Source organism: Stenotrophomonas sp. TD3 (genome assembly GCF_001939825.1).
In the GTDB taxonomy this organism is placed as follows: Bacteria; Pseudomonadota; Gammaproteobacteria; order Xanthomonadales; family Xanthomonadaceae; genus Stenotrophomonas.
The window spans coordinates 1,193,057-1,206,734 of the sequence record NZ_MOYM01000001.1 but is presented as its reverse complement, the minus strand read 5'-3'; the positions used below and the strand labels follow the sequence as shown (position 1 = coordinate 1,206,734).

Annotated in this window: 9 protein-coding genes; 6 read left to right on the top strand and 3 right to left on the bottom strand. The window is 66.9% G+C overall.

What is annotated here, in order from left to right:
* Nucleotides 1-36 precede the first annotated feature (36 nt).
* The 5 genes from BKE09_RS05655 to BKE09_RS05635 all read left to right on the top strand — a co-directional run bounded on the left by BKE09_RS05655 (nt 37) and on the right by BKE09_RS05635 (nt 6,399).
* Nucleotides 37-2,229 (top strand): Six-hairpin glycosidase-like protein, encoded by a 2,193-nt coding sequence (locus BKE09_RS05655; protein ID WP_075675119.1) that lies wholly within the window; start codon nt 37-39, stop codon nt 2,227-2,229.
* The gene (locus tag BKE09_RS05650; RefSeq protein WP_075675118.1) at nt 2,226-3,713 is read left to right on the top strand and encodes an MFS transporter; all 1,488 of its coding nucleotides are present in this window, start codon (nt 2,226-2,228) and stop codon (nt 3,711-3,713) included. The genes BKE09_RS05655 and BKE09_RS05650 overlap by 4 nt, the downstream gene beginning before the upstream one ends.
* On the top strand, nt 3,713-5,428 hold the full coding sequence (locus tag BKE09_RS05645; protein WP_075675117.1) for an alpha-amylase family glycosyl hydrolase: 1,716 nt from the start codon (nt 3,713-3,715) through the stop codon (nt 5,426-5,428). The genes BKE09_RS05650 and BKE09_RS05645 overlap by 1 nt, the downstream gene beginning before the upstream one ends.
* A 121-nt stretch (nt 5,429-5,549) precedes the next feature.
* The gene (locus BKE09_RS05640) at nt 5,550-5,936 is read left to right on the top strand and encodes an SseB family protein (RefSeq protein WP_075675116.1); all 387 of its coding nucleotides are present in this window, start codon (nt 5,550-5,552) and stop codon (nt 5,934-5,936) included.
* Nucleotides 5,937-6,081: 145 nt separating this feature from the next.
* Nucleotides 6,082-6,399 (top strand): hypothetical protein, encoded by a 318-nt coding sequence (locus BKE09_RS05635; RefSeq protein WP_075675115.1) that lies wholly within the window; start codon nt 6,082-6,084, stop codon nt 6,397-6,399.
* Between the two features lie 93 nt (nt 6,400-6,492).
* On the opposite strand, the gene BKE09_RS05630 is transcribed toward BKE09_RS05635, so the two are convergent.
* The 3 genes from BKE09_RS05630 to BKE09_RS05620 form a co-directional block, all read right to left on the bottom strand.
* Entirely contained in the window at nt 6,493-10,077 is a 3,585-nt protein-coding gene (locus tag BKE09_RS05630) for a M1 family aminopeptidase (RefSeq protein WP_075675114.1), read from the bottom strand.
* 12 nt (nt 10,078-10,089) lie between these two features.
* Nucleotides 10,090-10,992 carry an ABC transporter ATP-binding protein gene (locus tag BKE09_RS05625; protein ID WP_075675113.1) on the bottom strand — a complete coding sequence of 301 codons (903 nt, stop codon included), beginning with the start codon at nt 10,990-10,992 and terminating at the stop codon, nt 10,090-10,092.
* A gap of 355 nt (nt 10,993-11,347) precedes the next feature.
* Nucleotides 11,348-12,379: a LacI family DNA-binding transcriptional regulator gene (locus BKE09_RS05620; protein ID WP_075675112.1), complete on the bottom strand. Its 1,032-nt coding sequence runs from the start codon at nt 12,377-12,379 to the stop codon at nt 11,348-11,350.
* A gap of 294 nt (nt 12,380-12,673) precedes the next feature.
* Between BKE09_RS05620 and BKE09_RS05615 the strand changes: the two genes are divergently transcribed.
* Nucleotides 12,674-13,252 (top strand): single-stranded DNA-binding protein, encoded by a 579-nt coding sequence (locus BKE09_RS05615; RefSeq protein WP_049430409.1) that lies wholly within the window; start codon nt 12,674-12,676, stop codon nt 13,250-13,252.
* Nucleotides 13,253-13,678 lie beyond the last annotated feature (426 nt).

Below are 13,678 nucleotides of genomic sequence, written 5' to 3'. Positions count from 1 at the left end.
GGGAGGCCGACGGGCGCAAGCCGGTCCGCCGCTTCGATGCTGAAGATCATTTGCCTGACCGCTGCCCTGGGGGCAGCGCTGGGATCGACCGCGCAGGCGGCCGACCTGCAATTCGACGGCCGTCATGCGCGCGCCGAAGCCGCTGCCAAGGGCAGCTTCGTGCTGCATGCGCCGACGGGCGCAGTGCAGATCGCAGCCGCACCGATGCGCAGCCAGACCGGCAGCGTGATGTTCGATGCGCTGTTCGCGCTGGCCCAGCAGGAGATGGACCAGGACCGCGTGGATGCGATCCGCGATCCTGCGTTCGACGAAGGCCGGCCGGTGCCGTGCGAGTGCTTCCAGACCGGCGCGCGCTGGCCCTACGTGTGGACCCGCGATGTCAGCTTCGCCGCCGACCTGGCGCTGGCGCGGCTGGATCCGCAGCGCACCCGGCAGTCGCTGCAGTTCAAGCTGTCGGCAGCCCGCGATGGCCATACGCCCGGCCTGTTCGTCGCGCAGGACACCGGTTCCGGCGGCAGCTGGCCGATCAGCAGCGACCGCGTGGTGTGGTTCCTGGCGGCACGCCACCTGCTGGACGATCGCGTGTTCGCCGACCAGGTCTGGCAGGCGCTGCAGGGTACATTGGCGCAGGACCGCGCGATGGTGTTCGACGCGCAGATGGGCCTGTACCGTGGCGAGACCTCGTTCCTGGACTGGCGCGAGCAGACCTATCCGGACTGGACCCGCGAGGACGTGCGCTTCATCGGTGACTCCTACGCACTGTCCACCAACGTGCTGCACTACCAGGCACTGCGTCTGGCCGAACGGCTGGCCGGCCAGCACGGCGACGCCCGCGCGGCCGACTACAAGGCCTGGGCCGATGCATTGGCGCAGCAGATCGATGCACGTTTCTGGCGCGAGGATATCGGCCAGTACATGAGCTACATCGGCGAAGCCGCGCACCCGGTGCCGTACGCAAAGGTCGATCTGCTTGGCCTGTCGCTGGGCATCCTGGCCGACGTGCTGCCACCCGAGCGCGCAAGGCGTGCGCTGGCGGCCTACCCGATGGGGCCGGCCGGCAGCCCGGTGGTCTGGCCGCAGGAGGCGCAGCAGCCGATCTACCACAACCGCGCGATCTGGCCGTTCGTCAGCGCCTACTCGCTGCGTGCCGCGCGCCAGCTGGACGATGCGCCGCGCATCGCCGCCGAGATCCGTTCGCTGATGCAGGGCGCCGCGCTGGCCGGTTCCAACATGGAAAACTACGAACTGGTCAGCCAGGCCGTGCATGTTGACGAGGGCGCGCTGAGCGGCCCGGTGGTCAACTCCGAACGCCAGCTGTGGTCGGTGGCCGGCTATCTGTCGATGGTGGTCGAGGGCGTGTTCGGCGTGCAGGACGATGGCCGCGTGCAGCCCAAGTTGCCGGCGGTGCTGGTACCGGAGCTGTTCGGCAGCCAGCGCAGCATCCGTCTGGACGCTGCGGGCAGACGCTATGTGCTGGAGCGCCCGAAGCAGCTGGGTGATGGATTGCTTGTGGCGGGCAAGGTGAAGACGCGCGGTGCCACCACCACCGTGCAGCTGGTCCCCGCCGCCGCGGCGCCACGCAGCGAGGTGATGATGACCGACGCCAATGCGCGCGCACCGGCCACGCCGGCCGCACCGCAGGCGCGACGCAAGGGCAGCGGCTGGAACGTGGCGGTCGCTGCCGGCCAGGTGCTGTGGCAGGACGGTCGCGCGCTCACCGCCAGCAATGGCGAGGCACGCATCAGCGACGACGGCCTGCAGCATTGCCTCAGCCTGACCCGGCGCGACGGCGCATTGGAATCGCTGCACAGCCCGACGGTCTGCGTCGGTCCGCAGCAGGTGCTGAAGGGGGCGCAGCGCTGGCAGTTCAGCTCGGCCAGGGCCGGGCAGGTGCGCCTGCGCCTGCAGTACCGCAATCCGAACGGGCCGATCAACACGGGCGTCACCGCCGCGGTGAAGCAGCTGGTGCTGCAGTGCCCGGGCATTCCCCAGCAGCGGCGGACGGTCACGCTGCCGCACAGCGTGGCCGTGCAGGACTCGACCTCGGCGACGTTCACCGTGGCCAAGGGCCGGTGTTTGGTCGCGCTTGAGGAAGGCTTCAACATGAGCGCGCTGCAACACTTCGCGCACTACACCGGGGGCAAGGGCGGGCGCGACGGCGTGCTCAACCAGGCCCAGGTGCAGGCACTGATGGTGGCGCCGATGGCCGCGGCAGAGGGCGCACGATGAATCGTCCCGCCAAGCCGCAGCTGTCGTTCTGGCAGATATGGAACATGTGTTTCGGCTTCCTCGGCATCCAGTTCGGCTTCGCCCTGCAGAACGCCAATGCCAGCCGCATCTTCGAGACGCTGGGCGCGGACATCGATGCGGTGCCCGGGCTGTGGATCGCGGCGCCGCTGACAGGCCTGCTGGTGCAGCCGGTGATCGGCTACCTGTCCGACCACACCTGGACGCGCTGGGGGCGCCGCCGTCCGTTCTTCATGATCGGAGCGGTGTTGACCACGCTGGCGCTGCTGGTGATGCCGAACTCGCCGACGCTGTGGATCGCCGCCGGCACGCTGTGGGTGCTGGACGCCTCGATCAACGTATCGATGGAGCCGTTCCGCGCCTTCGTCGGCGATCAGCTGGCGCCGCGCCAGCGTCCAGCCGGGTACGCGATGCAGAGCTTCTTCATCGGCGTGGGCGCCATCGTCGCCAGCTTCCTGCCGTTCATCCTGGCCCACTTCGGGGTCGCCAATACGGCCGCCGCCGGTGAGGTGCCGGACACCGTGCGCTATGCGTTCTACTTCGGCGCGGTGGTGCTGCTGGCGGCGATCACCTGGACGGTGGTCAGCACCCGCGAGTACTCACCGGCAGAGCTGGCCGGGTTCGATGATGCCGAGCCATCGGCACATCATGTAGCAGCGCCGATCAGCGGTCCGGCACCCTGGATCCAGGTGGCCGTATGGCTGGGGCTGGGCGTGCTGCTGGCGCTGCTGATTGCGTGGCGGCAGGGCGACAGGATGCTGTACGTGCTGGCCGGCCTGTGTGCCGGCTATGGCCTGCTGCTGGCGCTCGCGCGCACGCTGCCGGCCACGCACATGCTGGCCGCCATCGTCGGCGACCTGCGCGCGATGCCGGTCACCATGCGTCGCCTGGCGTGGGTGCAGTTCTTCTCGTGGTTCGCGCTGTTTGCGATGTGGATCTACACCACCGCCGCGCTGGCCGGCGCCCACTTCGGTTCGACCGAACCGGAGTCGGCGGCCTACAACGAGGGTGCCAACTGGGTGGGCGTGCTGTTCGGCGCCTACAACGGTTTCGCCGCGTTGGCGGCGGTGCTGATTCCACTGATGGTGCGTGCGATCGGCCTGCGCTGGAGCCACCTGGTCAACCTGTGGCTGGGCGGTGCCGGGCTGGTCTCGCTGATGTTCATCCGCGACCCGCACTGGCTGCTGCTGTCGATGGTCGGCGTCGGTTTCGCCTGGGCATCCATTCTCTCGCTGCCCTATGCACTGCTGTCCGACAGCGTGCCGGCGTCGAAGATGGGCGTGTACATGGGCATCTTCAATTTCTTCATCGTGATCCCGCAGCTGGTCGCCGCCAGTGCGCTCGGCTTCGCCCTGCGTACATTGCTGGGTGGCCAGCCGATGCATGTACTGGTGCTGGGCGGCTGCAGCCTGTTCATCGCCGGCCTGTGCGTGCTGTGGGTTCCGTCCCGTCCGGAGGTGGTGTGATGCGTGGTGCGCTGTCTGTTGCTGTTTCCTTGTTACTGCTGGCCGGCCATGCAGCGGCCGCGCCGCGCCCGGACTATGTGGGCACCACCGAGCCATTCGCCAGCGATGCGGTGTACTTCGTGGTCACCGACCGCTTCGTCAACGGCGATCCGTCCAACGACCATCGCGACCAGGGCGGCACGCATCGCACCTTCGATATCCCGGTGCCGTGCCCGGACAAGGTGGACGGCAACATCGGCTATCTCGGTGGTGACTTCCGCGGTGTGCTCGACAATGCGCAGTACATCCGCAACCTCGGCTTCGGTGCGGTGTGGATTACCCCCATCGTCGACAACCCGGACGAGGCGTTCACCGGCAGCAAGCCGATCAGCTGCACCAGCACGCTGACCGATCGCGGCAAGACCGGCTACCACGGCTACTGGGGCATCAACTTCTACAAACTCGACGAGCACCTGCCCAGCAAGGACCTGGACTTTGCCGGGCTGACCAAGGGCCTGCACGGTGCTGGCCTGAAGGTGGTGCTGGACATCGTCGGCAACCACGGTTCGCCGGCCTGGACCATGCCGATACGGCAGCCGCAGTTCGGCCAGATCTTCGACAAGGACGGAACGCTGATCGCTGACCACCAGAACCTGCCACCGCAGAAGCTGGATCCGAAGCACAACCCGTTGCACGCGTTCTACAACAACATCGGCCCGGTCGACAGCAAGGACGGTTCGATCTTCGACGGCAACCTCGCCGAACTGTCCGACTTCAACCAGGACAATCCGGCGGTGATGGACTACCTGGTGGGTGCCTACCTGCAGTGGACCGCGCAGGGCGTGGATGCCTTGCGCATCGACACCATCGGCTGGCTGCCGCACCCGTGGTGGCATGCCTTCGTGAAGCGCATCCGCGCCGAGCACCCGGGCATGTTCATGTTCGGCGAAGCGTTCGATTACGATGCCGCACGCATTGCCGAGCACACCTGGCCGGCCAACGCCAACGTCAGCGTGCTCGATTTCCCGTTGCGCGGCGCGCTGGAGCAGACCTTCGGCACCGCCGGCAAGGGCTTTGAAACCCTGGCCGAGCCGCTGCACCTGAGCGGTGGCCCGTACGCCAATCCGTACGAGCTGATGAGCTTCTACGACAACCACGACATGCCGCGCCTGCAGGCCAGCGACAATGGCTTCATCGATGCGCACAACTGGTTGTTCACCGCGCGTGGTATTCCGGTGGTCTATTACGGCTCGGAAACCGGCTTCATGCGTGGTCGCGCCGAGCATGCCGGCAATCGTGCCTACTTCGGCCAGCCGCGTGTGGATGCTGCGCCGCAGAGCCCGATCTTCGCGGCGCTGCAGCGCATCGCGCGACTGCGCGAAGCTACCCCGGCGCTGCAGCGCGGCCTGCAGGTGAACGAGCGCCTGCAGGGTGATGAGGCGGTGTTCTTCCGCGTGCTGCAACAGGGCGAGGTGTCGCAGACCGCGCTGGTACTGCTGAACAAGGGCGACGAGGCCAGGACTCTCACCGTGGCGCGTTACGTCCAGGCCGGCCGCTGGCGTGATGCGCTGGATGGCGGTTCGTTGCAGGTGGATGCCTCCCTGAAGGCCGAAGTGCCCGCGCACGGCGTGAAGGTCTACGTGCTGGATTCCGCCGTGCAGCAGGCGGTGTTGCAGGCCGAGCTGGACAAGGCGATGGCCGACCAGCGGGCCCGGGACCGGCGTCTGGGGCGGTAGTGCCGGCCGCTGGCCGGCAACCCCGGATTCCTGGCACCTGCAGATGCCGGCCAGCGGCCGGCACTACCGGGTTTGGCCGCATCCGGCACAATAGGCCCCCCTCACGCCCCACCGTACCGCCATGACCGACCTCGCCCCGCAGACCCCGATCGAAACCCTGCTGAAGGCGGCGATGGACGGGGCGGTGCCAATCCGCGCCTTCATGGAGGCCTTCGTCGCCTCCGAAGTGGTACTGCTGACCGGCAGCCTGGTGACCCCCGACGGCAGCGGTTTCGACCCGCTGCTGTTCGACAAGCAGGGCACGCTGCACGTGGCCGTGTTCACCGATCCGTCGCGGGTGGGCATCTACAGCCAGCAGGCACCGCACCAGATCCGCTGGCTGATGCTGGACGTGCTGCGTCGCGTGCCGGGTGGCTATGGCGTGGTGATCAACCCAGGTACTTCGCTGGGCTTTGAGATCTCGCCCAGCGGCGTGGGCGAGATCCTGAGGGACTTCGCACAGGGCTGAGCCCCCGGCTTCTGTAGCGTCGAGCCATGCTCGACTGCCTTTCGCGTATCGCCTGATGTGTCGAGCATGGCTCGACGCTACAGAAGGCTTCCCTTCGGGCGCCGTACGTGATCCCCTTGGGTGACATCGGGATCGAGGCATTGCCATGGAATTCAGGGAATTACCTGCCGACGCACCGGCACGATCGCGCCATTCCCGCTCCGCGCTGATCTTCCTGATCGCGGCCATTGTCGTCGCGCTGGTGTCCATGCCCGTGCTGCGTGCGGTAGGCATGGTGCTATGGCCGGTGTTCGCCATTGCCTGGCTGATCAACCTGGGCGCGGCCTGGCATCTGGCCCAGTGGGCACGCCAGCAGGGCCGTTCGGCGTGGGCATTCGGGTTACCGGCGGTGCTTGGTACCGTCGCCTCGATCGTGGTCTATGTGCTGCTGGCGTTGCTGGGGCCGAAGGCAGCGGCGCGCTGAAGCCTCGCGGTCGCCGAAGGCGCTGTGCCGAGCATGGCTCGGCACTGCAGGTTCCACGCGGAGCGCCGGCACATCGGCCGGCGCTCCGTTGCCTCACATCGTCACCTTGCGCCGGTTGTCATCGCTCACCCGGTCGATCAGCTTGTTGTACGGATCGAAGCCCGCTTCATCCGGCTTCTCGTCCACCGTCACCGTGATCTTCGGCTCGGCGCTGGTGATGTGGTGGCGCTGCAGGTACAGCACCTTCTGGTCGCGCTCCTTGCCCGACGGACCATTGGCGAACACGCCGACCTCGACCCAGTCATCCATCTTTCCGTCGCTTTCCTTGCCCTTGCCGTCGGCGTACTGCTTGGCGGCGTGCAGGTCCAGGGTCACGTCGTAGCGGCCGTCATCGCGCTTGCGGGCGCTGGCGGCCATCACCCGGTTGTCGTAGAAGCTGATCTTCTCGAACAGGTCGGTGACCAGCTGCTGGCGGTCAGCCGGGGTCTCGGCACGGATGTAGCCCAGCAGCTCGCGTGAGGTGGTGTACGGCGGCTGCTGGTAGCGCTTGTCCTGCAGGAAGCGCTTCAGAGCACGGTTCAGCGCCTGCTCGCCGATTTCCTCGCGCAGCCGGTAGAACACCAGCGAACCCTTCTGGTAGTGGATGTACTGCTGGTTCTCCACGCGCTCCAGTGGCTGTTCTTCGATGGCCTCGCCGCCGCGCCCGGACAGGTAGCCGTCCAGCTCGCGCTTGAGGAACTGGCGCATGTGCTGGCGGCCGTACTCCTGCTCCATCACCATCAGTGCCGAGTACTGTGACAACGACTCGGACAGCATGGTCGCGCCCTGTACGTTGGCGCCGATCACCTGGTGCGCCCACCACTGGTGCGCGATCTCGTGCGCGGTCACGTAGAACACGTAGTCCACCTTGTCCGGGTCACGCAGGTCGGCGATGAAACCGATGGCCTCGGAATAGGGAATGGTGTTGGCGAACGACTGCGCGAAGCGGGCATAGCCCGGAAACTCGATGATGCGCACCTGGCGGTGCTGGTACGGGGTGAAGTTCGCCTCGTAGTAGGCCAGCGACTTCTGCACCGCTTCGATCATCCGGTCCACGTTGTAGCCGTGCGCCGGATCGAAGTAGACCTCGATCGGGATGTCCTTGTACGTCGCCCTGCGCACCTCCCAGCGTGCCGAAAGATAGGCGTAGAAGTTCAGCATCGGCCGGTCCATGGCATAGCTGAAGCAGCGTCGGCCATTCACCGTGGTCTCCCGCTGCAGATAGCCCGGCGCCAGCGCTACCTGGTCCGGTGCGGTGCAGACCGTGGTGCGGAAGTCGAGCCAGTCTGCGTCGTTGGAGATGTAGGTGTTGGCGCGCGCGGCTTCGTCTTCCAGCTTGGGCATGCGCCGGGGTTCGCCGAGGCCGCGCTTGCGGCGCTCGTTGCGGTCGCTGATCTCGGCCCCCTCGTTGTAACCGAACGAGGGCAGCACGCGGCTGTTGAAGAAGGTGCCGTTGTCGACGATGTTGCTCGGCGCCAGCCCCGCGGTGATGCCATTGGGCGTCTGCACCACCCGGAAGTGCACGTTGCGGCTTTCACCCGGCTGCAGTGGCATGGCCAGGCGGTAGATGCGGTAGCCAAGGTCGGCGTCATGCATCGACAGGGTCTGCCCACCCAGGTCAACCGCGACCAGCTGCTTGTCGTCGCCCATCGAGACATGCACGTCCTGGATCGGCACGGCGTGCGTGTTGCGCACCGTCCAGTTCGCGTCGATCACCATCGACTGCGATTCCGGGAACAGGTCCACGCGGTTGTCCACCGCCACGACGCGCGGCTGCGGCAGGGCGCGGTACTTCGACAGTTCGCGTTCGTAGCGGGCCTGCAGGTCCAGCTGCCGGTCGGGCGCGATGAATTCGTTGCGGATGTTGGTGCTCCAGTACAGCCAGCCACCCACGCCGATGAAGGCCAGGGTGGCCAACCCGGCCAAGGCACCGGTGGGGCCGCGCAGGCGACGGCCGGCCAGGGCCAGGCGCTGGCGCAGCCCCTGGCTGACACCGCGCACCCAGAATGCGGAGGCCAGGCACATCAGCGCCAGCAGGAACAGCGCCCAGTAGCCCTGGAACGCCAGCTGCCCCGGCAGGAAGTGGCCGTAGCCGTTCATGTCCGAATAGGGCGCGTTGGGCCAGCTGCCGAAGTTGTACAGGTGCTGCGTGTAGTCGAGCAGGCCAAGCACGCCCTGGCCGATCATCACCACGATCAGCAGCGCGTAGCCGACGAACTTGTTGTTGGTGAGCACCTGCAGCACCAGCGCCAGGCCACCCATCAGGATGTAGACCACCGAATCCAGCGCCAGGCTGCGCAGGTACAGCAGCGGCTCAAGATGCGTGTAACCCTTGGCCAGCTGCACGCCCATCGCCGCCAGCGCACCGGCCGCCTGGAAGCAGATGATCACCGCCAGCAGCGCGGTGAACTTGGCCAGCAGCGGCACCCAGTTCGGCACCGGCATCGCGTCGGTCACTTCGTTGATGCGCGCACTGCGTTCCTTCCAGACCAGCTCGCCGGCGAAGAACAGCACGATGATCACCAGCAACCAGCTGAAGGCGCCCTGCAGGCCCATGATCATCTGCGAGGTGACCGGCCAGATCGGGGTGCCGTACAGCGTCTGCCGGAACAGTGCGCTGGGCAGGAAGTTGGTCAAGCCCAGTACCAGCAGCACGATGAACGGCACGCTGCGCAGGACGCCGCGCGTATCGAAGCGCACCTGGCGCAGGAACTGCTGCCACGCGGTGGTGGCGGTGAACGCCGGTACCACGCGCGGCAGCGTTGCGCGGGTCGGGCGGGCGGCGCTGGCGTCGGCAGCCGGCTGCGCCTGCCTGCGGCCCCAGCGACGGCGGCCGCTGCCGCTGCGCTCGGTACGGAACAGCGCGAAGGTGGCGGCGAACAGCGCTGCGGCCACGCCCAGCCAGAGGACGCGGTTGGCCAGCAGATAGCCGGTCAGTGCGGGAATTCCACTGTTGCGCTCGTCGGTGGACCAGTAGCGGATGGTGCGGCTCAGTGCACGCATGCCCAGCGGCTCGCTCAGCACGGCGATCCACGTGTTGTCGATGTCGCGCAGCAGGGCTGCACTGACGCCATACAGTACGAGGTAGGCCACCAGGCCGATGTAGACCCACAGGATCGAACGGGTCAGCGCCGCCAGCAGTGACAGCAATGCCGTGGTGAACAACAGGTTGGGAATGATGATGACCGCGAACGTCCAGGCATAACCGCGCCAGCTGATCGGCCCCATGCGTTCGGGGTCGACCCACGGCATGAACGGCGCCAGCCACAGGCCGAACGCAATCACAACGTAGACAAGCAGGCCGGCTGCCAGGGCAGCGGCGATGCGCCCGGCCAGGTAGTCGCGGCGCTTCACCGGGCTGGCGAAGATCAGTTCGGCAGTGCCGAGTTCGAAGTCACGCAGCAGCGCATTGCTGACGAACAGCGCAGTGACGAGCATGCCGAGCAGGGTGAAGATGCCCAGCATCTGCGCGATCACGGTGGGCGCGTTGCCGTGCACGTTGCCACTGCCGCCACCGATCTGTACGGCGTCGCTGGAGGCGGCGGCGAAGGCGAGCAGGGCGAACAGCCCGGCCAGCAGCCACAGCAATGGGGAACGCAGCTGCTCGCGCAGCTCGAATCGGAAGAAGTTGAGGATCATGGCGTGCTCCGCTCAGGCTGCCGCGCGGGCACGGGCCTGCAGGCGCAGGCGCTGGAAGTACACGTCCTCGAGGTCGGGTGCCACGGCCACGAAGCCGTCGCCGGGGTCGTTGGCGCTGTGCACGTGGATCACCGGGCGGCCACCGACCAGGCGGGTCGACAGCACCACGTAGCGCGCTTCATGGTCGGCCAGTTCCGAAGGATCGACCTGCTTGCGCCAGACCTGGTGCTGCAGGGCGTCGATGGCCTCGGCAGGACGGCCGGTGAGCAGCACCTGGCCCTTGTTCATGATCGCCATCGTCGGGCACAGGTCGGTCACGTCCTCGACGATGTGGGTGGACAGGATCACCGCCACGTTCTCGCCGATCGCCGCCAGCAGGTTGAGGAAGCGGTTGCGTTCCTCCGGGTCGAGGCCGGCGGTGGGTTCGTCGACGATCACCAGCCGCGGGTCACCCAGCAGCGCCTGGGCGATGCCGAAGCGCTGGCGCATGCCGCCGGAGTAGGTGCCGAGCTTGCGCTTGCGCGCGTCCCACAGGTTCACCTGCTGCAGCAGTCCATCGACCACCTCGCGGCGCTGCGCACGCTGGGTCAGGCCCTTGAGCACCGCGAAATGTTCCAGCAGGTCCAGTGCGCTGACTTTCGGGTAGACGCCAAAATCCTGCGGCAGGTAGCCCAGCCGACGGCGCACCGCGTCCTTGTCGCGCAGCACGTCGATCGGCGCCTCACCCGGAATGCTGAGGGTGGCCGTGCCACTGTCGGCCTCCTGCAGGGTCGACAGCGTGCGCATCAGCGACGACTTGCCGGCGCCGTTGGGGCCGAGCAGGCCGAACATGCCGCGCGGGATGTCCAGGGTGACGTTGTTGAGGGCATGCACGCCGTTGGCGTACGTCTTGGACAGCGAATCGATCTTCAGCACTTGGCAGCTCCAGTAGAAGAGGCGGACCGAGGTGGAATCGACCGGGCTACCTGAAATCAGGTTGCCTAGCCTTGAAGGCTGAAACTATGGGACGTGCAGCCTCAACGTCCTATAGGACGTGTCCCAGAGTCATGGATACTCGTGGGTGTCCTGCAGGCACTGAGCTGCAACACCGGATTGCATGCGATGGGCTCTGGTCTGGATGCCAGCCGGCAGTTCAGCAGACGAGCGCTACCGATGTTCCCTGTGTGCGTTGTGGTTATCGCTCACGGGCAGGCAGGCGTCATCCGCCGTTGGTCATGGGGGGGGAGTCCCGCCGTCGCACGTTGGGCCGGGGCGGGAGGCCTGGCGGCGCTTACCGGCGCAGCGACGACTCCCGCACCACCAGCTTCACCGGGATGCTCTGGCTGTCCACCGGCTGCCGGCCGATCAGTGCCAGCAGGCGCTCCACCAGCAGCTGCCCGGCCTGCTTGGTGTCCTGCTGCACGGTGGTCAGCGCCGGGGACACCGAAGCCGCCAGCGGGATGTCGTCGAAGCCGGTTACTGCCACGTCCTGTGGCACCTGCAGGCCGGCCTCGCGCAGGGCGCGCATCGCGCCGATGGCAATCAGGTCGCTGGCCGCGCAGATCGCATCGATCGGTTCGCCGCGCGCCAGCAGCGCCTGGCAGGCCTCCTGGCCGGACGCCTCGGTGGTGATCGCATCGTGCTGCAGCGCCGGTTCCGCAGCCAGGCCGTGTTCCTGCAGGGCCGCGACATGGCCGCGGTAGCGCTCCTGGAATTCGGGGTAGTGGCTGGACGCATGGCCGAGGAAGGCGATGCGGCGGCAGCCCTGCTGCAGCAGGTGGGTGGTGATGTCGTGCCCGCCCTGGAAGTTGTCGCTGCCGATCGACACGCCGGGCTGGCCGGGCAGGGCGGCGCCCCAGCGCACGAAATGCGTGCCCTGTTCGACCAGCCGCTGCAGGCGGTCGCGCGATTCGTGGTAGTCACCGTAGCCGAGCAGGATGATGCCGTCGGCCTTGTTGCTGTCCTCGTAATCGGCCTGCCAGTCGGTGGACAACTGCTGGAACGAGACCAGCAGGTCCTGCCCGTGCAGGGCGCAGGCGCGGGTGATCGAGCCCAGCATCGAATGGAAGAACGGGTTGATCAGCGAGTCGTCGTTGGTCGGGTCCTCGAAGAACAGCAGCGCCAGGGTGCCGGCATTGCGCAGGCGCAGGCTGGAGGCGTTCTTGTCGACCTTGTAGTTCAGCTCGCGGGCGATGCGCAGGATGCGCTCGCGGGTCTCGGCGTTGACCATCGGGCTGCCACGCAGGGCGCGCGACACGGTCGGCTGGGAGACCCCGGCCAGGTGGGCGATGTCCAGGGAGGTGGCTTTGCCTTTGATGGTCATGGGCACGCGGAAGGGGGCAGGGTGGAAGGTGCCGGGGCATGATGCCATGGGCTGACGCGGATGCCCTTCCCGATGTCCGCCGAGGCGAAGGTAAGTCATTGCCGGACAAGGAAATCAGCCCAAACCTCCGGTGCCGCCGGGGTCTTCCGGCCGGGCGGATGGCGGCGGCAATGCTAAGATGCATCGTTCTCGCACTCCCCCAAATTTCAACAGGGGCGGCCCAGCGTACTGCACCCCCGGCCGGGGCTGTGCTATCACTGGCGGTCTGCCCCTGGACAACGGACGAAGGTACCTATGGCGCGCGGCATCAACAAAGTCATCCTGGTCGGCAATCTCGGCAACGACCCGGACGTGAAGTACACCCAGGGCGGCATGGCGATCACCCGCATCAGCCTGGCCACCACCAGCGTCCGCAAGGACAAGGATGGCAACCAGCAGGAGCGCACCGAATGGCACCGCGTGGTGTTCTTCGGCAAGCTCGGCGAGATCGCCGGCGAGTACCTGCGCAAGGGCAGCTCGGTCTACGTCGAAGGCAGCCTGCGCTACGACAAGTACACCGGCCAGGACGGCGTGGAGAAGTACTCCACCGACATCATCGCCGATGAAATGCAGATGCTGGGCGGCCGCGGTGAAGGCGGCGGCGGTGGCGGCGGTGGTGGCAACTACGGCGGCGATCGTCCGCAGCGCCAGCAGGCGCCGCGCCAGGAGTACGGCGGCGGCGGCGGTGGCCAGCGTGGCGGCCAGGGCGGTGGCTATGGCAACCAGGGCGGCAACCAGGGCGGCGGTTACGGCAACCAGGGTGGCAACCAGCGCCCGCAGCCGCAGCAGGCGCCGCCGATGGACGACTTCGCTGACGACGATATCCCGTTCTGATTCCTACTTGACGGTTTTGGTGTTGATAGAGGCCCTCATCTTTATGGATGGGGGCCTTTTTTTCGTTAGGCAGAATCCAGCCGTGATCTAACCTTCTACTTGCGGCAGGGTGTTGATGGATGACTGGCGACACACCATAGCGAATCAGAATGGAGAGCGGCACCGGAAAGCCGTCTGCTCGAGCCCATCGCTGGTGCATGGCTTCGGCGGGTCTTGATACGGCGTGCGAAGGACAGGCATAAACCTAACGAGCTGGCGCGGGGCTGTCGCACACCCTGTGGACACGGTTACCGCGGGCCTATGCTCAATTGCGGTGTGCTTCTCCAAAGCTTGTCTTGTCGCACAAAATCTGTCATTAGCTTGCTCTAGGATTTGCCCATCCCCAGCAAGGTTGGGGGGAGAACATGTTCGTTCCGTGCATTAAGG

What these genes read in the sequence shown, in the direction of transcription:
- BKE09_RS05645 (WP_075675117.1), top strand. Translation starts at nt 3,713, where the DNA reads ATGCGTGGTGCGCTGTCTGTTGCTGTTTCCTTGTTACTGCTGGCCGGC.
- BKE09_RS05640 (WP_075675116.1), top strand. Translation starts at nt 5,550, where the DNA reads ATGACCGACCTCGCCCCGCAGACCCCGATCGAAACCCTGCTGAAGGCG.
- BKE09_RS05655 (WP_075675119.1), top strand. Translation starts at nt 37, where the DNA reads ATGCTGAAGATCATTTGCCTGACCGCTGCCCTGGGGGCAGCGCTGGGA.
- BKE09_RS05635 (WP_075675115.1), top strand. Translation starts at nt 6,082, where the DNA reads ATGGAATTCAGGGAATTACCTGCCGACGCACCGGCACGATCGCGCCAT.
- BKE09_RS05630 (WP_075675114.1), bottom strand. Translation starts at nt 10,077, where the DNA reads ATGATCCTCAACTTCTTCCGATTCGAGCTGCGCGAGCAGCTGCGTTCC.
- BKE09_RS05615 (WP_049430409.1), top strand. Translation starts at nt 12,674, where the DNA reads ATGGCGCGCGGCATCAACAAAGTCATCCTGGTCGGCAATCTCGGCAAC.
- BKE09_RS05650 (WP_075675118.1), top strand. Translation starts at nt 2,226, where the DNA reads ATGAATCGTCCCGCCAAGCCGCAGCTGTCGTTCTGGCAGATATGGAAC.
- BKE09_RS05620 (WP_075675112.1), bottom strand. Translation starts at nt 12,379, where the DNA reads ATGACCATCAAAGGCAAAGCCACCTCCCTGGACATCGCCCACCTGGCC.